Here is a 22,918-nt window from a genome sequence, read left to right on the forward strand (position 1 = left end):
AACGAGGCAGGGGTTCGGGCCTGCGGCCGGTGCGCGTCCCTGCGTGCCGGTGGGCCCGCGCCACCGCCCCCTTGCGGCAGGTCCGGGCCCCTCCGGCCCCGCCCCCTCCACCGGAAGGCACCGCCTTGAGACGCATCCACCCCCGGGCCGGGATCCTGCTCGCCGCCCTCGCCCTGAGCACCCTCCCGCCGGTCCACTCCGCCCCGCGGGCCGAGGCCGCCGGGCCCGCGGGGCCCGCGGGGCCCGCGCACTGCACCCCCGGCGCGTTCCCCGTACTCGGCCCGGGCGCTCCGGACGGGGCTCCCGAGGGCCGGCTCGTCGCCCTCCGGCCGGACGCCGGGCCCGTCGACGGCGGCACCCAGGTCACCCTGAGCGGCACCGGACTGACCCCCTACACCCGGGTGCTCTTCGGCTCGCTGGGACCCGACGGCTGTTTCACCGGGCGGGAGGCCCCCGACGTGGTGGTCCTCAGCGACACCGCGCTGATCGCCACCGCCCCGCAGTGGCCTGCGGCCGAGGCCGTCTCCGTCGTCGCAGTGACCCCGTGCGGGCAGCACACCAACCCGCTCGCCTTCACCTACGTGGACTGACCCACGAGGGGCGCCCACCGCCGCCCAGGCCGCTACCGCGGAGGGGGCGATGTTCCGAACGAGGCGCTCAGAACAGGGGGCAGCCGCCGAAAACCGCCAGGAAGGCCATCACCGCGAGGGCGACAGCGCCGAGGCAGGAGCATGCGAACGCCTTCGCCACGCCGTGTTCGTCCTTGGGTGGAGGTGCGGGGACCGGATTGACGGGTCGGGGTGGCGGCGGCGGGCCGGGCGGTGGAACCTCGATGGACATGAAACCCCCGTGGGCGCAGTGCGGATCCGGTGGCAGCAAGCGCGGGCGAACGTCGGCCAGCCGCGCCGACGGCAGGAGGGAATGCCCCGACGCCGCCCGCTCCCGCGCCGGCCTGCAGCCTGACAGAAGAACTGAACACGTTCAAGTCTGCGTGGTGCCCACTTCAGGAGGACCGACCTCCGCCGCCCGACCGGCACGAGCCGGATTCCGCCCGACCCGCCGGGAGACACGGCCATAGGCGCCGGGGCCGACGGCCGGTGGCAGCCATCACGTTCTACTACGCGGGCGCACGGCATCGGCAAAGTGGCGCTCCTGCTGATGACCGCCGAGGGGTGAGCCCCGGACACCCTTCGCAGGGAAGAGCCCCGACCAGCCGGGGGGGGTGGGCTGGCCGGGGCCGGCCCCGGCCGGCGGGGGGGTGCCGGCCGGGGGCATGCGGGGTGGAGCCGCCGGGGCGGTCGCTTCGCAGCGGATCCCCCGACTCCAGCCAGACGATCCTCGCAGGCGAACACCCACCAGGCCCGCCGGACACGCATGCGGCCGACGTGCCCGTCGGGACCGGGCTGCCGTCTTCACCCGTGTGCTCCGACGGCCGGTGCGGCGTGAACACGGCCGCCGACCATGGGTGGCGGCCTGCCGGGTCACATGACCAGGCCCGCGTTGCGCAGTGCCGTGAGGCCCTCCGCATAGTTCTTTTCGATGTGGGCCAGGATGTCGGCGTCCGAGACGGTGAGCTGCTTGTGTGCGCCGCACTCCTGGAGCCAGACGATTCCGGGCTGGACGCTCAGACTCTTGAAGCTGCTCTTGCCGTCGCTGCCCTGGAAGCCGTACTTCTTGTGGTTGTTGGTGAGCCACTGGATGACCGAGGCGGTGTCCTTGGGAAGCGGCGCGAGTGCCGCGACGCCGGGCGTCTGGGCCTTGCCCTCGATCTCGGTGGCCACCTCGGATGCACTGGAGTCGCCGCCGAGCACCCCGGCCTTGTAGAGCGCCAGGCAGGCCCTCATGTACTCCTGGCGGCGTGCCGCGTTCACATTGCCCGTGACGCTGTCGGCCGCGTTCCTGGCGTGGTCGAAGAGGCTGGGGCTGGTCTGGAGGATGTCCTTGCGCATGAATTCCATGGACACCTCGAACCGCCCGCGTTCCATCCAGTAGTTCGCGAAGATCATGGGGTCGTTCGTGATGGCGGGGCTGCCGTCGCTCTGCCACTTGGCCGCGTTCGACTCGACCGTCTGTGCCGTCACCTGCGGATAGGCGACCTCGGCCACGTACGGCTTGGTCTGCCACCCGGAGCCGTCCTTCTCGAAGATGTGCCCCAGGCTCTTCGCGGACGTGATGTCGTACCAGGCGACGTCGCTCCCGTCGAGCTGGAGGACGACGTCGGGGCGGGTGTTGCCGTGGGTGACCTGCATGGCCACGGAGAACGTGAGGCCGGAGGCCGGACCGGTCCAGGACCTCCGCTCGGTGAGGAACACCTTGGTGGCGAGGGACTCGATGGCGTAGCCGGCCATCGCGGGCACCAGCGCGGCTATCTCCTTCTTCTTCCCCGGGCTGGCCTGGAGGTACTCCTGCCACTGCTCCGACCACCGGCCCAGATATCCGTCCGTGAGTGCGAGGTTGGCGTCGGTCGGGTTCTGGGTGGCCTGGAGCCAGGCGATCTGGACGGCCGCGTCGAGCTTCTCGGCGAAGCCCACCAGGTCCTTCCCGACCTCCTCGCTGGGGACCTGGCCGGACGTCGGGTAGGGGTGGACGGAGCGCTGCACGGACTCCGCTCCGGCGCCGGTCCGTACGGCCGGGCCCTGCGCCGCCCGGCCGGGCACCGGTCCGCTCAGCACCCTGGTGGCGTTGGCCTCCGCCTCCCGCTCGAAGCGGTCCGAGGGGTCCGAGACGCGCAGCCCCGACCCGTTGTCCGTGCCGGCCACCGGGCCCTGCCGCTGCTGGATGACGTGGGTCAGCTCGTGGGCGAGGGTGTGCCGGTCCGCGCCGCCCCTGCCGATGACGACGTGGTTGCCGGCGGTGTAGGCGCGGGCGCCGATCTCGGCGGCGGAAGCGCGGGCCGCCTCGCCGGTGTGGATCCGTACGTCGGAGAAGTCGGCGCCGAGGCGGGCCTCCATCTCGGTGCGGGTGGCGCCGTCGAGGCTGCTGCCGGGGGTGCGCAGGACGTCGTCGACGGTGGAGCGCTGTACGGGGTGCCCGGTCTGCCGGTGGTTGCAGTCGGCGCCGTGCCGGTGCCGTTCCCGGTCCCCTGGCTGTTCGGGCCCGCGGAGCATCTGGACGACTGCCGCATTGCCGACGGTGCCCTGCAGCGCGAGGAGGCCCGGGGGCGGCGTCGGGCTCGCGTCCCGGGGTTGGCGGGCCGGCGCCCTGCCCTTGCGTACCTCGGCAGACCTGGCCCGTTCTTCGGCGTGCATGCAACCTCTTCCTCGGCGAGCAGACGACTCCCCCCTCTGGATACCTGAGGTGCGGTCGGCCGGGGATGTACGCGAGGGCAGAACAGGGGCAACGTGCGTGGGCCGTGCGGCTCGAACTCCGGTCCCGGCGCAGGCCGCGCGGCCTGCGCCGGGTCTCCACCGGCTGCTGTGCGGCGGCCGGGGCCTGCGCGCGGCGCCCGGACTGCGGCCCCGCGCACCCGCGGCACTGCGGGCGACCGCCGTGCCGCGGGTGCGCGGGGTGGTGGGGGGTCAGGAGAGGGTGAAGGCCACCGCGGCGTTGTTGCCGGAGCCGCCGGTGCGGGTGCAGGTGCGGCCCGCGGGCGCGGTGCAGCTGTAGGAGTTGCTGCCGCTGTAGGGGTTGTTCCACTGGACGGTGACGTGGCCGCCGCCCTGGACCTGGTAGGTGGCATAACCCTGGGTGCCCGTCAGGAATCCCTCGGACTCGCTCTGCCACGTGCCGCGCTGCCCGGGCATGATGTTGACGGGCGGCAGCTGGTTGTCGCTCCAGATCCCGTGGGAGAGGCCCGCGTCCGTGCGGGCCAGCAGGCCGCCGGTGCTGTTGTTCAGGGTCACCTGGGTGCTGCGGGCCGCCTGGATCGAGGAGGGGCCGGCGGCCGGCTCCGACGCGGTGAGGGCCCTGGGGCCGCCGCTGATGGTGAACTCCACCCCGGCGTTGTTCCCCGAACCGCCCCGGCGCTGGCAGTAGTAGCCGGTCGGGACGTCGCAGCTGTAGGAGTTGCTGCCCGCGTACGGGTTGTTCCAGTGGATCTGGACCTGGCCGCCCGGGACGGAGAAGTTGGCGGACCCCTCGGTTCCGGTCAGGGCGCCGCAGGACTCGCTGGCCCAGCTGGTGGTCACCCCGGCCGGAATGTAGTCCACGGGCAGCTGCCCGTTGGTCCAGCACCCGTGGTCCAGGTTGGCCCACACCCGCTGCATGCCCTGGCCGGACTGGTTGCGTACGACCACGTTGGTGCTGCGTGCGGCGTTCACGGACACCGGGGCCTGCTCCGGGTCCGCGGGCGAGCCCGCCGCCTCGGCGGCCGGGGCCATGGCCAGCGCACCGGTGAGCATCACGGCGGCCGTGAACAGCGAGCGCAGCCGGACGCGGGAGGAGGGGCGGCGGGAGGGGCGGGAGTCGTGCGAGGAGGACATGGCAGGGCCAACTTTCTTACAGGGCTGTGGAGTCGAGGAGCGGCGGCAGGCCGCAGGGCTCACCGGCGGAAGGGTCACCGGTACCAGAGGACGTACTGCTGCTGGCGTACGTACTCGACGTAGTAGGTGACGGCCGAGGCGCTGAACACCATCAGGTTGCCCGCGAGTTCCGCGCCGGCGCGGTCCGTGTACTCGCCTCCCCACTGCCAGAACTGCGCGGCCTGCGCCGTTCCCGCGGAAGGGGCGGCGGCCGGGGCGGGGGCCGGGGCGGCGGAGGCGGCGGGCACGGTCGCGCCGGCCACCACGACGGCGCCGAGCAGTGCGAGGGCAAGGGTTCTGATACGGCGGCGGGAAGCGGCGGCGGACATGAGCGGTCCCTCTCTCCTACGGACCCCCCTGGGGCGGGCGGTCGGTACGGGCACCACCCTGCCCGTGGTGTTCAGGCCCGGGCATCGTGGAAATCCACGAACACGGCCCCGTTCCCCGCCAGTCGGGACGTGAGCTGGGTGCGGCGGGTCACGCCGAGCTTGCGGTAGGCGTGCGTCAGGTGGGTTTCCACGGTGCGGCGGGCCAGGTGGAGCGCCGCACAGATCTGCTCGTTGGTCTCGCCCCGGACCGCGAGCCGTACGATGCGCAGCTCGGCGTCGGTGAGTGCGGCGCCGCCCGCGGTCGCCGCCCGGGTCCGGCGTGCGGAGGCTGCCCGCAGGGCGTCCTGGGCCGCGCGCACGAGGCGTCCGGTGCCGGCCGCTGCGGTGTCCGTGCCGGTGTCCGTGGTGGCGTCCGCGGTGGCGGGGGTCTCGGGTTGCAGGAGCCGGAGCGCCAGGGCGTGCGCCTCGTCCAGCAGGGCGCGGCCCTTGCGGCTGTTGCCGCCGGCGATCCGGGCGCGCCCCAGGTCGATGAGTGCTTCGACGAGTTCGACGGGCGCCCGTGCGGGGCGCAGCAGGGACACGGCCTCCTCCAGCAGTTCCAGGCCCGCCAGGGACCCCGAGGCCGCGGCGCAGGCCCGCAGGGCGCGGCCGACCGTGCGCGGGGTGCCCCAGACCCGGGCGTGGCCCAGTTCCTCCTCGGCGAGTTCCCGGGCGCGTGCCGGGTTGCCCAGCCGTGCCAGGGCCAGGGCGGCGCCGGACCGCCAGGGGGTGGCGACCGGGCTGACGAAGTCCCGGGCGTGCTGGCCCGAACCGCAGGCGAGGTGGTCGGCCAGGGAGGCCTGCCAGTTCCCTTCGGCCGCGTGCAGTTGGGCCCGGGCGTAGCGCACCTCGTTCCATTCCCACGAGCTGCTCGCGCCCTGCTCTCCCAGGCTGTGCAGCACCTGCCGGGCCGCGCCGGGCCGGCCGAGCTCGCAGTGCGCCAGCGCCACCATGGACGCCACGTGGGGCATGCGGATGCCGTGGCCGGTGCACGCGTCGAGGAGTGGGGTGTTCTCCCGTACGAGCCGGTGGAAGGCGCCGGCCATGAGTGCCGCTTCAGCCCGGATGCTGATCAGGCACTGGCGGCCGATGTCCGTCAGGTCGGGCAGTGCGGGCGCGGCGGGGAGGCAGGTGTCGGCCAGGGCGCGGGCCTCGTCCAGCCGGTCGGTCCACTGGAGGAGGGTGGCCGCGCTGCCGAGCCAGGCCGTACGGATCGCGGGGTGGACGGGCGCCGACAGCCGCGGCCGTATCCGTTCGAGGACCTCGGCGGCCGAGAGCTGTCCCGCTCCTGCTTCGTACTCGGTGATCAGTCCGCAGGCCAGCGGTTCCAGCGTGGGGGGCGCGGAGGCGGCGAGGTCGCGCATGGCGGCCACGGCGCCGCGCCATTCGGCGGCGTCGTGCGAGGCGATCAGGGCGGCCACCGACTGCAGGACCCGCACCAGTTCCCCGCAGTCCGTGGCGGCGCTCTCCCGGTGCAGTACGCCGATGGCGGTCGTGGGACGGCCCCGGGCCACCAGGGCCGCGCCGAGGGCGGGGGCGATGGCGGCCCGTTCCTCGTCGCCGGCGAGCTCCAGGGCGGCGCGCAGCCGGCGGATGCCCGCATCGGCGGAGTGCGGCAGTTCCAGTGCGCCGAGGCGCAGGGTGAGCGCGGCGCGCCGGTCGGGGGCGAGCGGTCCGGTCAGCGCGTGCCGCAGGAGGGGGACGGCGTCGGCGGTCCGTCCTGCCTGCAGGGCGTCTTCCGCGGCGTCCTCCAGCGATTGGATCATCCACTCCTCGTCGGGGCCCTCCACGTGCAGCAGGTGGGCGGCGACGAGCCGTGCGGGGGCGCCGTGTTCGTCGAGCCGACGGGCGATCCCGGTACGCAGGGAGCGCAGTTCGGCGGGGTCGGCGACCGCGAGGGCCGCCTCGCGTGCCAGTGGTTCGGCGAAGAGGCGTACGGCCCAGGCCGTCCCGTCCCGAGTCTCGTCGCGGGTGTCGTCGCGGGTGTCGTCGCGGTCCGCCTGCTGCGGCGCGGACCCGGACGTGATGGAGAGCGTGAGGCAGGCCTGCCGGGAGAGCGGGTCGGCGCGCGAGGTGAGCCAGTCCCCGATGGCCGTGCGGTAGTGCGGCACCGCCCGGCCGGCGGCGGTCGGGGCGGGGGCGGCCGGGGCGGCGAGGTCGCGGAGCAGGGCGTGCAGCAGTACCGGGTGGCCTGCGGAGGCCCGTACGCACAGGTCGAGGGCTCCGGCGTCGGCGGCGTGACCGTGGGCCCGTGCGAGCCGCAGGACGGCCGGGGCGCTGAGCGGTTCGAGGGTCGTGGCGGTACCCGTGCTCTCGTGCAGCGCGAGCGGGCGCGAACCCGAACGCTCGGTCAGGAGCAGCAGGACGGGTAAGTTGCCGAGCCTGCGCGTCAGATAGCCGATCCAACGCCGTGAGGCCCCGTCGGCCAGGTGCACGTCGTCGACGGCCAGCAGGACGGGCCGGTCCGCCGCCCGGCGTGCCAGGTGGGCCAGCAGGCGGTGGAAGGTCCGCTGTTCGTCGGCGGCCGGCTGCTCCGCGAAGGGGACGGCGTCCGCCTCGGGGAGGAGCTGGCGGACGGCCGCGAACGGGAACCGGGATTCCTCGGGCGAGCACCGCAGGTGCACGGCTTCCATGGACCCGCCCGCCGTCTCGCGCCGTACCGCCTCGTCCAGCAGTGCCGTGCGACCCATGCCGGGCAGGGCTCCCCAGAGCAGCCAACGGCCTCGGCCGGCCCGGGCGCAGGCTCCCGCAGCCGCCGCCCCGGCCCGTGCGTCATCCCGTTCGACCAGCGAGTTTCCCGCCACCCGTACCACCTCCGTCGCGCTGTCGCCCCTGACCGGTCTCCGTATGAATCATCGGCGGGCGGGTCGGGCGGGGAACCAGTGCTGTCGGCCATCCTCGAATCTGGCGAGATCCATGCAGAGGGCACGTAATCCGGCCCCGCGGCGGCTCGAACCCGTCGTGCGGCTCGAAGGATCCGGGGCGGACCGGGTGCCGCACGGGTCCGGACCCGCTCGGGTCCGGGCGGAACCCGGCGGTGGAGGTCCGGGCACCTGGGCCGACCCGGCGGAGCCGCGGCGTCAAACCGGTGTCGGTGGCTGTCGGTCCGCTGTCGGCGGCTCGTCGGCGGCTCGTCGGCGCAGCTCGGCACTGTTGCCGAGGCGACCGCCCCCTTCACCGGGCGGCCCGATCCCGAAGGAGCCATCATGCACACGCCCGTCACGATCATCGGCGCAGGACTCGGCGGACTCACGCTGGCCCGCGTCCTGCACGTCCACGGCATCGCGGTCACGGTCTACGAGGCCGAGCCCTCCCCGGCGGCGCGCACGCAGGGCGGGATGCTCGACATCCACGACCACAACGGGCAGCTCGCCCTCGAGGCGGCCGGCCTGATGGAGGAGTTCCACGCCATCGTCCTGGAGGGCCGCCAGGCGCTGCGGGTCCTCGCCCCGGACGGATCCGTAGTGCTCGACAAGGCCGACGACGGCACGGGCGGACGCCCCGAGGTGCAGCGCGGCGAGTTGCGGCAGATCCTGCTCGACTCGCTGCCGGCCGGCACCGTGCGGTGGGGGCACAGGGCCGCCGGCACCCGCCCCGTCGGGGAGGGCCGCCACGAGGTGACGTTCGCCGACGGCAGCACCGTCGTCACCGGCCTGCTGGTCGGCGCGGACGGCGCGTGGTCCCGGGTCCGGCCGCTGCTCACCACCGCCGCACCCGAGTACGCCGGCACGTCGTTCGTCGAGACGTACCTGTTCGACGCCGACACCCGCCACCCTGCCGCCGCGAAGGCGGTCGGCGGCGGGATGCTGATCGCGCCCGCACCGGGCAGGGAGATCTTCGCGCACCGGGAGAGCGGCGACACCCTGCACACCTACGTGGCGCTGGCCAGGCCGCAGGAATGGTTCGCCGCCATCGACTTCACCGATTCCGCCGCGGCCACCGCCCGGATCGCGCGGGAGTTCGACGGCTGGGCGCCGGAACTCACCGCGCTCATCACCGACGGCGACACCGGGCCCGTCCTGCGCCCCCACTACACCCTGCCGACCGGGCACCGGTGGGACCGGGTGGCGGGGGTGACCCTGCTCGGCGACGCCGCTCACCTCGCGGTACCGAACGGCGAAGGCGCCAACCTCGCCATGCTCGACGGGGCCGAACTCGGCCGGGCCCTCGCCGACCACCCCGACGACATCGAGGCCGCGCTCACCGAGTACGAGCAGGCCATGTTCCCCCGCAGCAGCGAGGCCGCGACGTTCGAGGGTGCCGAGATCCACGGGATCGGCCCCGACGACACCACGGACCACACCATGCAGGCCCTGCACGCCCTGGTCGACAGGGTCACCGGGAAGGGCCAATGAGCCACCAGGAGCGTGGGAGGACGGCGACCGCCCGAGGGGGACGGTGCCACCGCCGGGCCCCGGGCGCGTACCCGGCGCCGATCCCCTGACGGCCGCCGCGCCCTGGGCCGACCGGAGCAAGCCGGGGCCCGGTCGGGGCACGGTTCCCGTGGCACGGCCGGATGCGCCCTAGGGTCGGGCTCGGTGTCCTTGCCGGAGCGAGGCGGCCGCCGAGGGGTCCGCCGCGCCGGCCGCGGCGCCGCCGGCCGGTGACGACGGATGCCCCGGGGTGAGGAGTGCGGATGAACGGCTGGGCCGTCGTGGTCGCCGGGGGTGTGGTCGTCGGGTACGGGGTCCTGTCGCGGCGCTTGTCGACCACGGTGGTCTCGGGGCCGTTGGTGTTCGTGCTGTGCGGGCTGGCGATCGGCCCGCTGGGTCTGGACCTGTTGGACCCGGCGCGGGACCTCGAGGTCACGCGGGCGTTGCTGGAGGGTGCGCTGGTGCTCCTGCTGTTCGCGGACGCGGCCGGGATCAGGGCCGGGGACCTGCGCCGGGAGGAGTTCCTGCCGCTGCGGCTGCTCGCGGTGGGTCTGCCGGCCACGATGGCTCTGGGATGGCTGGCGGCCTGGCCCCTGCTGCCCGGCCTGAGCGTGTGGGAGCTGGCCCTGGTCGCCGTCGTCCTGGCGCCGACGGACGCCGCGCTGGGCCAGCAGGCCGTCTCCAACAAGCGGGTGCCGGCGCTGGTCCGCGGCGGTCTGTCCGTGGAATCCGGCCTGAACGACGGCCTGGCGCTGCCGTTCTTCGTACTGGCCCTGGCGGCGGCGGGTGAGGGTCACGGCCATCCGGGGATCGCGGAGACGTTCCTGCGTGCGCTGCTGCTCAGCGCTGCGATCGGGATCGCGGCCGGCCGGAGCGGGGCGAGCCTGCTGCGCTGGTCGCTCTCGCGGGGGTGGAGCAGCTCCGACTGGCAGCAGTTCCTGGCACTCGCCGTTCCGATCATCGCGTACGCGCTGTGTGTCTCGGCCGAGGGCAGCGGCTTCATCGGCGCCTGGGTCGCAGGCGTGGCCTTCGGCATCCAGCTGCGGCGGACGCCCGCCGACGGGGACACCCGTGCCCAGGGCGTGGAGCCCGAGGAGAGCACGAGGTTCACCGAACGCCTCGGCCTGCTGCTCGCCTCGCTGTCCTTCCTCGTCTTCGGCGCGGTCATCCTGGGGCCGGTACTCCAGCACCTGACGTGGCGGCCCGTGGTCTACGGGCTGATCAGCCTGACCGTCGTGCGTATGCTGCCGGTCGCCCTGGCACTGGCCGGCAGCGGTCTGCGCCCCGCTTCCGTGGCCTACATCGGCTGGTTCGGTCCGCGCGGACTGGCTTCCCTGGTGTTCGGCCTGATCGCCTTCGAAGAACACCTGCCCGGAGGCCGTTTGACGAGCGAGGTCGTCGCCGTGACCGTCGGCCTGAGCATCCTCCTCCACGGGGCCACCGCCCCCTACCTGGGCAACCGCTACGGCGCCTGGTTCGCCCGCAGCCTCCGCGACGAACCGAACCTGCGGGAGAACGCACTCGCCCAGGACGACACACCCCGCTGAAGGGCTCGCACCCGCGTGTCCCGACGGGGCCGCCGTACGCCCGTCAGTGGGCGGACGCTCCGAATTCCGCGTGCTGCGGGTGGAAGGCGGCTCGGTGCGGATGAAAGGTCTGGAGGCCGGCGCGTGACGGGTCGGCCGCGGGCTATCCGACGGTGACGAAGACGCTGTGCCAGCCGCCGGCGCCGTCGGGGACGGTCCGCGTGCGCTGTTCGGTCTGCGCCGTGCCGGTGCCGTCGGTGGCGCGGACGGTGAGGTTGTGGCCGCCCGGGGTGGTCTTCCAGGGGAGGGACCACTGGCGCCAGGTGTCTGCGGTGGCCTGGGGGGCGAGGTCGGCGTCCTGCCAGGGCCCGTCGTCGATACGGACTTCGACGCGCTGGATGCCGCGGTGCTGGGCCCATGCCACGCCGGCGATCGTGACGGTTCCGGCGGCGGGCCGGGCGAAGGGTTTGGGGGTGTCGATGCGGGCCTGGGTCTTGATCGGGGCCCTGCGCGCCCACGTGCGTTTGACCCAGTACGCGTCGTAGGCGTCGAAGGTGGTGAGCTCGATGTCCTCGATCCACTTGCAGGCCGACACGTACCCGTACAGGCCCGGAACGAGCATCCGTACGGGAAAGCCGTGGTCGAAGGGCAGCGGTTCGCCGTTCATCCCGACGGCCAGGATCGCGTCGCGGCCGTCCATCACGTCCTCGACCGGCGAGCCCAGCGTCATGCCGTCCACCGAACGGGCCACCAGCTGATCGGCCTTGCCGCCGTCGGACGGAGGCTTGACGCCGCACTCGCGCAGCAGGTCGGCCAGGCGTACGCCGAGCCAGCGGGCGTGGCCGATGTAGGGGCCGCCGACCTCGTTGGAGACGCAGGTCAAGGTGATGTCCCGCTCGATCAGCGGCCGGGTCAGCAGTTCCCGGAAGGTGTAGCTGCGGGGGCGGGTCACGCCCGTGCCGCGGATGCGCAGCCGCCAGGTGTCCGCGTCGACCTGGGGGACGGCCAGCGCGGTGTCCACGCGGTAGAAGTCCTTGTTGGGGGTGGTGAAGGCGCTGATGCCCGCCGCCTTCAGCTGTACCCCCTCGGGCAGCGGGCGGGCCGGGGAGGACGGGGCGGGCAGCTCGACCGCGGCGCGCGAGGCCGCGGCTCCCCGGCTGCGCCGGCCGGTCAGGGCCCGGCCCGCGGCGCCCGCCCCCGTCGCGGCGACTGCCGTGACCGATGCGGCCACCAGGAAACCCCGCCGGGACCAGCCGTCCGGCCCCGTTTCGGGGAAGGCCGGGCCGGTGGACAGTTTTCCGGCCAGGAAGTACAGGATCGCCGCGCCCGCGGTCGCGCCCGCAATCGAGGGCAGTGCGTCCGCGGGCCCTTGCGCGTCGGGGCGGGTGAGGGCCGCCGCCGCACCGATGACACCGAAGAGGAGCACGCCCGCTGCTCCGGCACGCCGGTGGCGCAGGGAGACGATCCCGAGGACGACACCGAGGAGACCGAGCACAGTGAGGATCCCGAGCTGCAGGACGAGCTTGTCGTTCTCTCCGAAGGTCCGGATCGCGAAATCCTTCACCGCGGCCGGTGTCCGGTCGATGGCGGCACCGCCCACGACGGTCACCGGTCCGGCCTGCGGCCGCAGCGGCGAGGCCACCGATTCCGCGACTGCCAGCGCCGTGTACCCGGCCAGCAGGCCGGACACGGCGCCGAGTGCGCCGCGGGCGAAGGATGTACGGAAGGTGCTCACATGGGCCATGCGCGGTGCTCCGTCCGGCGGATTGGTCTTTCCCGATCAGGGCATTCCTGCCGTCCGGAACGGACGGGTGCCGGGTGCTGGGTGCTGCGGGTGCTGGGTGCTGCGGGTGCGCCGGCAGGCCGGACACGGCGGTGCCGGCGTCACCCGCAGCAGTTCCCCCGGCCCGTGACTCCCCGTTGCAGGCAGCGGGCCGGAGCGGGTGGGGTCAGGCGTTGATGCAGGTGTTGCCGAAGGCGGGGTTCAGCAGCCCGATGACGCTGACGGAGTTGCCGCAGGCGTTGACCGGAATGTGGATCGGGATCTGGATGAGGTTGCCCGAACCGACGCCGGGCGAGTGGGCGGCCACGCCTTGGGCCCCGGCATCGGCGGAAGCCGCCGATCCGGCACCGAGGACGGCGGCCGCGGCGGTGAGGGCCAGCGCAGCACTCTTGAGAACACGGGACATGACTGCCTCCAAAGGTCGGGAATCCGGACCCGGAGCCCGTCTCGGGCTCCGGAGAGGCACTGCTTTCGGGCCTCAGCACGGGTTTCGGTGCCGCGGGCGCAGCGGCTGGGTGGTAGGGGCCGGGTTCGCTCGATCGAATGACCACCGGGGTGCGGTGTTGCCTGCCGTGGAGCAATCCGCGCAGGTGGCCGCTACGAAGTAGGTGCAACAGCGGCAAGACGCATACGGCCGGCTCCGGGGCATGGAAGGGGCCGGTCCTTCTCTCTGCGAAAGAGCGGTTGATGGCATCGGGGCGCACGGGTCGGCTGTCTCTGCGCGGCGTCGGGTCGCGGCAGGTCATGCGGCGACGTGGGGCGGGGTGCCGGTGACACGGCGGCTGTGGTTCGGGAATGCGGACGCGGGCGGGCCGCGGCTGGAGGGGGTGATGGAGAAGGTGGGCCACGGGGACAAGGACGCCTTCGCCGTCCTGTACGACGCTGTCGCCTCCATGGTGTTCGGGATCGCGGTCAAGGTCGTCCGGGACCGGTCCCGGTCGGAGGAAGTGGCTCAGGAGGTGATGATCGACCTGTGGCGGCAGGCCGCCCGCTACCGCCCGGAGCAGGGGTCCGTCATGACCTGGGTGGCGACGATCGCGCACCGCAGGGCGGTGGACCGCGTCCGTTTCGCCCGGGCCTCCGCCGACCGCGAGCACGCCCATGCCGTACGCGAGCGGGTGCGGCCCTTCGACGAGGTCGCCGAGCAGGTCGAAGTCCGCCTGGAGAGCGAGCAGGTACGCCGCTGCATGCGCGGGCTGACCGAACTCCAGCGCCAGGCCGTGACCCTCGCCTACTACCGGGGCCTGACCTACCGGGAGGTCGCAGAGGTGCTGCGGGCCCCGCTCCCGACCGTCAAGACCCGGATGCGCGACGGGCTGATCCGGCTGCGCGACTGCATGGGGGTGACCACATGAAACACGACGAGCACCTGCACACCCTCACCGGCGCGTACGCGTTGGACGCGCTCACCGGCGAGGAACAGCGCGCCTTCGCCGCCCACCTGCGCCGCTGCGAAGCCTGTCTGGGGGAGGTCGGCGAGTTCGAGGCGACTGCCGCGCGACTGGCCGCGGCTGTCAGCCTGCCTGCGCCGGCGCCGATGAGACGGGCGGTGCTCACCCGCATCGACACCGTCCGCCAGGCGCCACCGCGCACCCGGCCGCCGGCGCCGGCCCTGCTCACCACCGCCCTGACGCGCAGGGCCGGCCCCTTCGTGATCGCCGCGAGCATCGCCGCCGCGGCGACTTTCGGCGGCCTCGCCGTCCGGCAGCACCAGCAGGCCGAACAGGCCCGTACCCAGGCGCAGCACAGCGCCCGGCAGGCCCAGGACCTGGCCGCCGTCCTGGCCGCTTCCGACGCCCGGGCCGTGCACGGCCGCACCACCACCGGAGCCGCCACGACGGTGGTCACTTCCGCGCTGCGTGAGGAGGCCGCCTTCGTCAGCAGCGGCCTGCCCGCCCCACCGGCGGACAGGACCTACCAGCTGTGGTTCGACGATCAGGGCACCATGCGTCCCGCGGGGCTCCTCCCCGGCGACGGCGCCACCCTCATGGAAGGCGGTCCCGGCACCGCCCGCGCCGTCGGCCTCACCCTCGAGCCCTCGGGCGGCTCCCTGCGGCCGACCACCACTCCCCTGCTGCTCCTGCCCCTTCCCGCCTGACCCGGACGGCCGGCTCCGTCTTCCGTGGCGGGCGGACGGGTCCAGGTGGCCGACGCGGGTTTGTCCTGCGCGGGCACGAGGGATGCATCGGCCGTGTTCTCGTTGCCTGTGCCCTCGCGCCGGGAATCCCTGCGCAGGCAGTTCACCGCCGACGGCTATGTCGCCCTGCCCGGGCTCATCAGCCCCACCGGGCTCGCGGAACTCGGCAGGGAAGCACGGAGGCTGGAGGCCGACGCGGTGCGGCGGGACTTCCGCATGCCCTGCATGGGCGACAGTCCCCGGCACATGACCACGCTCGGCGGGGACCGGATCGCCCGCGATTCGCCGGTGATCGCGCGCCTCTACGAGGACCGGGACCTGATGGGGCTGCTCTCCTCGCTCCTGGGCGAGGCCGCGGTCGCCGTGCACGACCCGGTCGAGCGGCACGTCCTGAACGTCCTGCACCGCCCCGGCGACACCCACGGCGCGCACACCGACGACTACCCGCTCGCCCTGGTGCTCTTCCTGGAGGCCCCGCCGCACCCTGCGGACGGCGGGCTGCTGGAGTTCCGCCCCGGCCGCGGCGACCTCGGCGCCCTCGACGGACCCGGCGTCCACCGGGTGCACCACCGGCCCGCCGACGGGTACCTCCTGCGCAGCGACCTCACCGCCCACCGCGTCACCCCGCTCGGGCGTCCCGGGCTGCGGCGTACCGTGCTCAACTTCGCGTACACCACGCCCGGTCGCCAAGGGGCGACCACCTCGTCCGCCTCCCTCCTCTACGACTGAGCCGCCGCCCGGCCGGGGGCGGCCGCAGCTCGGCGGGGAGCCGATCGGGTGCGGCCGGGTGCGGGTTCCGGGGCGGCCGGTCGCGCCGGGCGGTCCTTGTCATCGCCGTCGGCGCACCGGTCCTGTTCCGCCTGCGGTCAGGACGAGGGGGTGGGGCCCGGCGCCGGGCTCTGGTCGGACCAGAAGTCGGAGCGGACGTTGGGGGTGGGGACGGAGACCTCGCCCTCGTAGGTGGGGCCGTTCGCCAACTTCGTGGGCGGTGCCACCTTCGACTCGCCCACGCAGGGGCTGGTGACTTCGAAGAATGCCTGCCCCGCGTGACCGAAGAGGAGGCTGATGCCGAAGCCGTCACGGGAGGTGGCGTAGAGGGCGGGCATGTCCTTGCTCGGATTCACCGGGCCGATCCGGTAACCGCTCGCCTTCCAGAAGTTCTCGACCACACCGAGGAAGTTGCCGCGACGCTGCTCGGAGACGACCGTCATGACGGTCCAGTAGCGCGTCACGTCGCAGCTGCCGGTCGTCGTCGTGTCGTGGGCCCATTCGATGTCCGGCTTGATCGCTCCGATCGTCGCGTAGAACATCGCGTCGGCGCGCTCCGCCGCTCCCTGCATGTCCATGCCTGCCAATGCCCCGTTTCTCTGCTTGGTGCCGCCCGACAGCCCGCACCCGGCGAGCAGCGCTCCGGCCACGGCCATCGCAAGAACCAGGCGGATGGTCCGCGTGATGCGCTTCATCGATGCTCCTCCCTCACGATGTTCTCAGGATGTCCGGCGACGATGGTGGCGATGTTGTCGGCCGACACCCTGTCCTTCTCCGGTGTGAAGTACTGGGAGTGGGCATCGAACCCTCCGCCGTCGACGATCATCCTCGGCCCGTCGTCGACCAGGAAGCGCTGTGCCCCGAAGGCCTTGCTCGCCGGGTCCTTGCCGAAGTACACGTCGTCGTTGTCGATGTCGAAGAGGTCGCGTCCGACCACGACCCCGACCGGGCCGCCCAACATCCAGCCGAGCGCCGACTCGTCCTTCGTGGGCAGGTGGGTGACCGGGTCGTTGTCGGCGGCGCCGACGAACACGTGGTCCTTGCCCACGCCGAGCTCCGTCGCCTTCTGCGCGTCCACGCCGGGGCTGCCGAGCAGGATCACGTCGTCGACGCCCGGGATCCCGCCGGACTGCTTGGCGGCCGTGCCGACGGTGAGCGAGCCGTAGGAATGCCCGATCGCCGTGATGTGGGGGTCCTGGTTCTCGTTCGTTGCCGAGATGCCCGCCATGAACTGGTTGTAGGCCGGGGCGCCCCGCTGCGCGTCGCCCTTCGACATCACGTCCACGTTCTGCGGGGCGTCGTAGCCCAGCCAGACGATCGAGGCACTGGACGGGTCCACGCGCTGGGCGCCCTTGGCCGTGTCCTGGGCCCGCTTCATCGTGTCCTTGACGAACTCGTCGTTGAGCTTGGTGCTGAGACCGGGGACGTACGCCGAGACGTTCTTGGAGGTGTCGGGGTTGCCGTACGAGACGATCGCGCGGCCGTTGCCCTCGTCCCCGATGCCCAGGAGGAACATGGGCGGGCGGCTCGGCTCGTTCAGCTTGTCCTGGATCATGCGCAGGGCGTTGAGCTTGGTCTCCGCGTCGTCGCCGCCGTGGCGCGCCAGGTCGTCGATGAGGACGGGCAGGTAGTTGCGGTTCGCCTCGTCGCGGGAGACCGCCGGGATGCCGTCCAGGCCGCCGATCAGGTCGGGTGCGATCTCCAGGTACTCCTGGCGCTGTTCGTCGGTCAGGCCGTCCCACCACTGCTTGCGCTCGGCGGGGCTCTTGTCCTGGGGGACGCCTTCGGCGAGGTACGTGCCGGCGGTGGAGCGGACGTCGGAGGTGTCCTGGAAGACGTCCCTCAGCGTGGCCTCGGTGACGTCGAGGCCCTTCTCCGCCTTCAGTCCGCCGAGGGTCTTCGCGTACCGGGCGTCTATCTCCTGCGCGGAACGCAGGGCCCGGGCGACGCGGTCGGCCACGTCCTGTGCCTTCGCGGCGTTCGGGTTCAGCGGCTTGAAGCCCGAGTAGCCGGGGTACAGCGGGGACTGCCCCTGCGAGCCGAGGGCGGGCGGTTCGAGCGGGAGGCGGGAGCTGCCCCGGACCGTGCTGCCCGGGGCCTGCTTCTTCGCCCCGGTCAGGTCCTCGACCTCGGTGGCCGGGTAGCTGACGGAGCCGTCCTCGTGGACGGTGAGGTTCAGGGCGGCGGCGTCCGCGAGGGCCTGCTTCAACTGGTTCTGGGGCTCGGCGAGATCGCTGGCGAGTCCGTTGAGCGCGGTACGGACGAGGGCGCACTCGGTGTGCAGGTACTGGAAGTTGCGGCTGAGGCGCTGGAGCCGGCCGAGGGCCGCCTCCGCCGAGTCGCTCTCCTGGGTCTCGCGGAGCTTCGCGGACATCGCGCGGTCGACCCGTACGCGGTCGGAGTCCGAACGGCCCGAGACCTCGTGCCACTTGTCGCCCGCCTCCGTGAACTCGGAGGTCTTGAGGTCGCGCAGCAGCTTCCAGGTCAGGGTTGCGGTCATCGCTTCTCGTCCGCCTTGCCGGCGCCGTCGACGCCCTTGAAGGACGTCTTGATCGCGGCGTCCGTCTCGCCCATCTCCTTGGCGACCGTCAGCAGGGTCCCCTTGAGCTGCTCGCACTCGTCCCGCACCGACTGGAGGCGTTCCTCCCAGGACGTCAGTACGCTCTTGAGGGCCGCGACGGAGCTGAGGCCGGCGGCTCCCGACTCGATGCCCTCGTGGCCGGGGCCGAGCGCCGAGCGGCTCGTCTCCGTGCTGGTGCGCAGGTCGCCGGCGGTGCCGGAGGCGCTGGTCCAGGGGCCGTTGCTGTGCTTGAGGTTTCCGGGACCGCCGCCGGCCCCGCCGCCACCGGTTCCGGGGTCGGGGGCCACCGAGGCGAGCCTCATCGCGGGCCCGCCGTCGGCCGGTCCGAACAGCTCCTGCCAGCGCTCCGAATAGGACACTGCTCCCCCGTCTACGTCTGTGTTCCGCCTCTGCGCCCCGAGAGACTAACGCAGGCCACGCACGTGTGTGCGATCGGGAATGGGTCCCGGTGGAGGAAGGCCGACAGGCAGGTGTCCGGGGGTGTGGCGCGCTCCCACGACCGGGCCGGGTGGCTGCCGCGTAGGGTGGGCCGAACCGCCACGCTTTCCGCCGCCGTCCCCGGGAGAACTGCCGTCATGCGTATGGTTTTCGCCAGTCAGGTGATCGAGTGGCGTGGGCCCGCGCCGTTCCACTTCGTCCCCGTGCCGGAAGAGCAGTGCGCCGACGTACGGCAGGTGGCAGCGGCCGCCACCTACGGCTGGGGGGTCGTTCCCGTGGAGGCGAGTATCGGCGAAGTCACCTTCGAGACGTCGCTCTTCCCGAGGGAGGGCGGGTACTTGCTGCCGGTCAAGAACGCCGTCCGAACACCGCTGGGGCTGGCGGCAGGGGACGAGGTGACCGTGGAGATGACGGTGCGCCTGCCGGGCTGAGCGCTGCCGGCGGGGCGGCTTCGCGGGTGTGCCCCGGATCGCGGCCCGGCCCGTCGGGGATCGGGCTCGTGGTCGGTCAGCACGCAGCCGTCGACCTGTGCCTTCGCCCGCCGGTGACCCCGTCGGCGCGGAGAAGCCGGGAACGCAGGTGAGGCAGCGGGACCGCCGAGGGCGGCGGTCGCCGTCGTATGCCTCTCCGGGGCAGGGAAGTCACCCCCGCGTTCGGCTTCACCGGGCGCCGCTCGCGGCGCCCGACCCCGCCTCGCGGGCCTCGTGCGGAGCGCCCATGCTGAGGAGTAGGGCGCCGTCGTTTCCTGAGACTTGTCCTTCCCGGAGGCCGCACGGAGGCGCCCGGGAGGAGAGGAAGTCATGCGAATGCGGAGAGTCCTGGGCCTCGCCCTGGCAGCGGCGACCGTTGCCGGCACGAGCGCCGTCGGCGCTGTCGGTGCTGCAGCCGCCTCGTCTCCGAACATCACCAGGGACGAGTGCACGGCCGCGGGCGGACAGATCACCTCGCGCCCCTACGCCGGCTACTCCTGCGCGCTGCCCGACGGGACCACGCAGCCGATCACGTGACCCGTCGGCGCACGGCCGGGCAACCGGTGGCCGTCAGCGTCTGCGGCCCCATCCGCGGGCAGGCCGCGCGCTGCCGATGCCGGCGACGTGCAGCGCGAGTACCGCGAGACCGATCAGCATGAAGTTGGTGGAGCTCAGGACCTCGTTGGTGGCGATGTCGGCCGCGTTGACGAGGAACGCGATGAAGAACAGGACTGCGGCGGCGATGCCCAGCATGGTCGGGCTCCTTTCGGTCGGTGCCGACCGTGTGCCCCGTGCGGGCCGGACCATGTGCCGCCGGTCGGACCGCCGGAGTCACCGGTAGGCCCGCGCCCGGTCCTCCTTACCCCCCGGCCGGGGCACGCCCATGGGGCGCGGTGCGAGCCGCCCCGGTGAACGGGGCCCACGCGCGCGAGCCGGGGGGCGGCCGCTTCAGTACAGCGGGCCGGTGGGAAACCCGTGGTCCGGCGGGAACGGATCGGGCAGGAGGGGAGCCGGCCGAGCGGCGGCTCCCTGCGCGCGCCGGACGGCCAGGCGCGCGGGCCACTCTGCCGCCCACATGATCGCGGCGGCCCCCGCCAGCTGCCGGAAGCCGTCGATGTGAAGTCCCGGGTCCGCGAACGCGAAGGCCGCGCAGATCAGCCACAACAGCAGGCAGTGGTAGGCGACGAGGACGATCGAGGCGATTCCCGGTACGGGCAGCGACAGCGTGATGCGCGGCAGCATGAAGAGGGACGCCACAGCGCACAGGGCGAGCGCCTGCCGCCACCCCGGCGCGGCGTCGAGGTGGACGCCGTCCAGCACGAGCAGGGCGAGCGCGAGGCCCGCGGCATTGAGCAGTACGGCGGCCAGCGAGCGCGCGGCCGCGCGGCCGGTGCGGCGGCGGAACAGGGCGAAGAAGGTTGCGGCCGTGGTGGCGACGGCCGCCACCAGCAGCCCCGAGAGGAAGACCGGCCACAGTCCGGTCAGGCGCGCCGGCAGTCCCACGGCGGCGCAGATCCGTACGCCGGCCCAGAGTGCGAGCGGATACACGGTGAGCAGGACCAGCAGGTCGACCAGGGCCTGCAGCACGCCGAGGAACATCAGGCGACGCATCGGGGCGAAGAACTCCCGGTCCGAGCCCCAGAGGTCGGGCTCTTCCGCGAGGAGCCCCTGGGCCCGTCGCAGGGAGGGCCGCATCATGAGGGCCGTCAGGCTCGACGTCGCCCCTGTGCATGCGCTGACGAAGGCGGCCGTCAGTGCCACCACGAGTACCTGCCGGCCTGTCGGGCCGGTCAGCCGGAAGTCGACGACCAGGAGCGCGGCCGCCGCCACGCCGGCAGCCACCGAGGCCGACCGCAGCACGGCGGCGGCGGCCTTTCCCGTACGTCCGTGCCCGAGCCCGGTATTGGCCGTCATCAGCCCGCCCCCTCGTGAGTCGCGACTCCCACAGAAGGCATGCCCGGCTTGAGCCCTCACCAGGCGTGCGGGGTCGCGCAGGTCCGGTGGGGCCGAACCCTGCCGGGCGGGCGGCCGGCGGCTGTCAGTGGGCGGGGGCCCAGAAGGCGGTCAGGTGGCCGTCGCCCGGGGTGAGGGTCTCCCACCCGCCCGGAAGGTCCACCACCACGACGCCCGACGTGGGGAGCCCTTCCGCCAGCCGCTCCAGCAGATTCGGCGGGCCGGTTCCGCACAGGGCCGTGGCCAGCTCGTGGATGCCGGTGTTGTGGCCGACCAGCATCAGGTGGCTCACCCCCGCTCCCCGCTCCGCCAGTACGGTGGCCAGCGCGCTCGGGGCCGCGTCGTAGAGCCTGTCGTCGTACACGGCGGGCGGCACGTCCGGGAGGGCCGGGGCGATCAGCTGCCATGTCTGCCGTGTCCTTCGGGCCGGGGAGCACAGGACCAGGCGGGGCTCGAAGCCCGACTCGGCGAGCCAGCGCCCCGTCTCCGGCGCGTCCGCTCGGCCGCGGTCGCTCAGGGCGCGTTCGTAGTCCTCGGCGACGTGCTTCGGCACGGCCTTCGCGTGGCGCACCAGCAGCAGTCGGCATGCGGCCGCCGCGTCGGCGGCCGAGGACGTCACGTGGGGCGCGGGACCCGAGGACATGGCCATCTCCTTCACGGCGGTACCGGTACAGGCTCATGGTGCGCGGAGGCCGGGGAGTGCGCATCCTCGTGTGCGCAGCGGCGGTTGGCCGGGGCGGGCCGCTCGGGGGACGGCGCCCAGTGACGTTTCTGTGGTGAACAGGATGCCCCATTGGGGTGAGTAAAGACTTGGTATGTCGCACATCAGTGGATGGCCAGGAAATGATCAGCTTTGGGTAAAGCGCTGCTTGTGTCGCAGTCGCTCCCCGCCCCATGCGCCACGCACCCTCGAAGGAGCTGACGATGAGTTACGGGACCAAACTGCGGGCCCAGATCGCCGAGCCGGGCACCACGCCCCTGATCGGCGTGCACGACATGTACTCGGCCTCGGTCGCGGCCGGGCACTACGACGGGATGTTCGTCTCCGGTTTCGGGTTCGCCGCGTCCCACTACGGACTGCCCGACATCGGGTTCATCGCCTGGCCCGACATGCTGGCCTTCGTCCAGCGGCTGCGCGGAGCGTTCCCGCAGCACCACCTGCTGGTGGACATCGACGACGGTTACGTCGATGTGGAGGTGGCCTGCCACGTGGTGAAGAGCATGGAGCGCATCGGCGCCTCCGGCGTCATCCTCGAGGACCAGAAGCGTCCGCGCCGGTGCGGGCATGCCGACGGCAAGCAGGTCCTGCCGCTCGCCGAGTACCTGGAGAAGCTGGACGCGGTGCTGGAGACACGCAGGGAGCTGCTCGTCGTCGCCCGCACGGACGCCACCGAGGAGGCCGACATCCTCCACCGGGCCGAGGCGCTGGCCGCCACGGACGCCGATGTCGTCCTGGTCGACGGTGTCCGCAGCGTCGAGTGGATCCGGCGGATCCGTGACGTCGTCGGCTCCAAGCCGCTGCTCTTCAACCAGATCGCCGGCGGCAAGTCGCCGCGGCTCTCCCTCAGCGAGCTGACCGACCTCGGCGTCGACGTGGCCATCTACAGCACGCCCTGCCTCTTCGCGGCGCACCGCGCGATGGACACCGCCCTCGCCGAACTGCGGCTCGCCGACGGACGGCTGCCCGCCGCAGAGGGCGACGGGGAAATCGGCGTCGGTGAGTCCACCGGGCTCCTGGCGAAGAACATCGGCCGGCACCAGCCGGTACCCCCTGCACGCGAGAGCGCCGGCGTATGACCCGCGTCCGGGTACGGGCCGCGGCCTGCCTGGCGATGACCCTGATCTGCGGCAGCGCCGCACCCGCCGCCGCCCACGGGAGCCTGATCACCGTCATCGACAACTCGCACTCCGACTCGGTCCTCGAAATCGACCGGACGGCCAACGTGCAGAGCGGCAGCGGGACCGCCGGCAGCGACCACGAAGGCAGTGCCGTCGAGGTACTCACCGCCCTCGTCCCCACCGTGCGCGCCGGCGGGAGCGGCACCTGACACGAAAGCGGCG

22 protein-coding genes are annotated in these 22,918 nt (G+C 73.2%); 10 read left to right on the top strand and 12 right to left on the bottom strand.

The window, feature by feature from the left end:
* Positions 1-125 precede the first annotated feature (125 nt).
* Positions 126-590, top strand: coding sequence for an IPT/TIG domain-containing protein (locus tag IE257_RS35810; RefSeq protein WP_189974026.1), 465 nt, complete (start codon positions 126-128; stop codon positions 588-590).
* 891 nt (positions 591-1,481) lie between these two features.
* On the opposite strand, the gene IE257_RS35815 is transcribed toward IE257_RS35810, so the two are convergent.
* The 4 genes from IE257_RS35815 to IE257_RS35830 form a co-directional block, all read right to left on the bottom strand.
* Positions 1,482-3,248: an eCIS core domain-containing protein gene (locus IE257_RS35815; protein ID WP_189974027.1), complete on the bottom strand. Its 1,767-nt coding sequence runs from the start codon at positions 3,246-3,248 to the stop codon at positions 1,482-1,484.
* Between the two features lie 270 nt (positions 3,249-3,518).
* Positions 3,519-4,421: a Crystal protein ET79 gene (locus tag IE257_RS35820; protein ID WP_189974028.1), complete on the bottom strand. Its 903-nt coding sequence runs from the start codon at positions 4,419-4,421 to the stop codon at positions 3,519-3,521.
* Positions 4,422-4,495: 74 nt separating this feature from the next.
* Positions 4,496-4,789 carry a hypothetical protein gene (locus IE257_RS35825; protein WP_189974029.1) on the bottom strand — a complete coding sequence of 98 codons (294 nt, stop codon included), beginning with the start codon at positions 4,787-4,789 and terminating at the stop codon, positions 4,496-4,498.
* Positions 4,790-4,860: 71 nt separating this feature from the next.
* The gene (locus IE257_RS35830; RefSeq protein ID WP_308277703.1) at positions 4,861-7,641 is read right to left on the bottom strand and encodes a LuxR C-terminal-related transcriptional regulator; all 2,781 of its coding nucleotides are present in this window, start codon (positions 7,639-7,641) and stop codon (positions 4,861-4,863) included.
* 393 nt (positions 7,642-8,034) lie between these two features.
* Here IE257_RS35830 and IE257_RS35835 point away from each other — a divergent pair, with 393 nt between their 5' ends.
* A complete protein-coding gene (locus tag IE257_RS35835; RefSeq protein WP_189974031.1) occupies positions 8,035-9,183 on the top strand; it encodes an FAD-dependent oxidoreductase in 1,149 nt (382 codons plus the stop codon).
* Between the two features lie 281 nt (positions 9,184-9,464).
* Entirely contained in the window at positions 9,465-10,748 is a 1,284-nt protein-coding gene (locus IE257_RS35840; RefSeq protein ID WP_189974032.1) for a cation:proton antiporter, read from the top strand.
* A 142-nt stretch (positions 10,749-10,890) separates the two neighbouring features.
* Here IE257_RS35840 and IE257_RS35845 read toward each other — a convergent pair whose 3' ends face one another.
* Both IE257_RS35845 and IE257_RS35850 read right to left on the bottom strand, forming a co-directional pair.
* The gene (locus IE257_RS35845; protein WP_189974033.1) at positions 10,891-12,471 is read right to left on the bottom strand and encodes a molybdopterin-dependent oxidoreductase; all 1,581 of its coding nucleotides are present in this window, start codon (positions 12,469-12,471) and stop codon (positions 10,891-10,893) included.
* 205 nt (positions 12,472-12,676) lie between these two features.
* Entirely contained in the window at positions 12,677-12,916 is a 240-nt protein-coding gene (locus IE257_RS35850; protein ID WP_189974034.1) for a chaplin, read from the bottom strand.
* Positions 12,917-13,280: 364 nt separating this feature from the next.
* On the opposite strand from IE257_RS35850, the gene sigK reads away from it, so the two are divergent.
* The 3 genes from sigK (at position 13,281) to IE257_RS35865 (ending at position 15,376) form a co-directional block, all read left to right on the top strand.
* A complete protein-coding gene (gene sigK / locus IE257_RS35855; RefSeq protein WP_443728818.1) occupies positions 13,281-13,865 on the top strand; it encodes an ECF RNA polymerase sigma factor SigK in 585 nt (194 codons plus the stop codon).
* Positions 13,862-14,608, top strand: coding sequence for an anti-sigma factor (locus tag IE257_RS35860; protein WP_189974036.1), 747 nt, complete (start codon positions 13,862-13,864; stop codon positions 14,606-14,608). Before sigK ends, IE257_RS35860 begins: the two co-directional genes overlap by 4 nt.
* A 93-nt stretch (positions 14,609-14,701) precedes the next feature.
* Positions 14,702-15,376: a HalD/BesD family halogenase gene (locus tag IE257_RS35865; RefSeq protein WP_229920864.1), complete on the top strand. Its 675-nt coding sequence runs from the start codon at positions 14,702-14,704 to the stop codon at positions 15,374-15,376.
* Between the two features lie 137 nt (positions 15,377-15,513).
* On the opposite strand, the gene IE257_RS35870 is transcribed toward IE257_RS35865, so the two are convergent.
* Genes IE257_RS35870 through IE257_RS35880 form a run of 3 tightly spaced genes read right to left on the bottom strand, consistent with a single transcriptional unit; the run spans position 15,514 to position 18,355 of the window.
* On the bottom strand, positions 15,514-16,110 hold the full coding sequence (locus tag IE257_RS35870) for a hypothetical protein (RefSeq protein ID WP_189974037.1): 597 nt from the start codon (positions 16,108-16,110) through the stop codon (positions 15,514-15,516).
* Positions 16,107-17,915 (bottom strand): alpha/beta hydrolase, encoded by a 1,809-nt coding sequence (locus tag IE257_RS35875; protein ID WP_189974038.1) that lies wholly within the window; start codon positions 17,913-17,915, stop codon positions 16,107-16,109. The genes IE257_RS35870 and IE257_RS35875 overlap by 4 nt, the downstream gene beginning before the upstream one ends.
* Entirely contained in the window at positions 17,912-18,355 is a 444-nt protein-coding gene (locus IE257_RS35880) for a hypothetical protein (protein WP_189974039.1), read from the bottom strand. The genes IE257_RS35875 and IE257_RS35880 overlap by 4 nt, the downstream gene beginning before the upstream one ends.
* A 216-nt stretch (positions 18,356-18,571) precedes the next feature.
* Here IE257_RS35880 and IE257_RS35885 point away from each other — a divergent pair, with 216 nt between their 5' ends.
* Positions 18,572-18,865, top strand: coding sequence for a DUF1905 domain-containing protein (locus IE257_RS35885; RefSeq protein WP_189974040.1), 294 nt, complete (start codon positions 18,572-18,574; stop codon positions 18,863-18,865).
* Between the two features lie 369 nt (positions 18,866-19,234).
* Positions 19,235-19,441, top strand: coding sequence for a hypothetical protein (locus tag IE257_RS35890; protein ID WP_189974041.1), 207 nt, complete (start codon positions 19,235-19,237; stop codon positions 19,439-19,441).
* Between the two features lie 33 nt (positions 19,442-19,474).
* On the opposite strand, the gene IE257_RS35895 is transcribed toward IE257_RS35890, so the two are convergent.
* The 3 genes from IE257_RS35895 to IE257_RS35905 form a co-directional block, all read right to left on the bottom strand.
* Complete coding sequence (locus IE257_RS35895) at positions 19,475-19,657, bottom strand: hypothetical protein (RefSeq protein WP_189974042.1); 183 nt, start codon at positions 19,655-19,657, stop codon at positions 19,475-19,477.
* 195 nt (positions 19,658-19,852) lie between these two features.
* Positions 19,853-20,818 carry a hypothetical protein gene (locus IE257_RS35900; protein WP_189974043.1) on the bottom strand — a complete coding sequence of 322 codons (966 nt, stop codon included), beginning with the start codon at positions 20,816-20,818 and terminating at the stop codon, positions 19,853-19,855.
* Positions 20,819-20,942: 124 nt separating this feature from the next.
* On the bottom strand, positions 20,943-21,500 hold the full coding sequence (locus IE257_RS35905) for a SixA phosphatase family protein (RefSeq protein ID WP_189974044.1): 558 nt from the start codon (positions 21,498-21,500) through the stop codon (positions 20,943-20,945).
* Between the two features lie 281 nt (positions 21,501-21,781).
* On the opposite strand from IE257_RS35905, the gene IE257_RS35910 reads away from it, so the two are divergent.
* Positions 21,782-22,654: an isocitrate lyase/PEP mutase family protein gene (locus IE257_RS35910; protein WP_189974045.1), complete on the top strand. Its 873-nt coding sequence runs from the start codon at positions 21,782-21,784 to the stop codon at positions 22,652-22,654.
* Complete coding sequence (locus tag IE257_RS35915; RefSeq protein WP_229920865.1) at positions 22,651-22,905, top strand: hypothetical protein; 255 nt, start codon at positions 22,651-22,653, stop codon at positions 22,903-22,905. Before IE257_RS35910 ends, IE257_RS35915 begins: the two co-directional genes overlap by 4 nt.
* The last annotated feature ends 13 nt before the right edge of the window (positions 22,906-22,918 follow it).

It is taken from the genome of Streptomyces avidinii (assembly GCF_014650695.1).
Classification (GTDB): domain Bacteria; phylum Actinomycetota; class Actinomycetes; order Streptomycetales; family Streptomycetaceae; genus Streptomyces; species Streptomyces avidinii.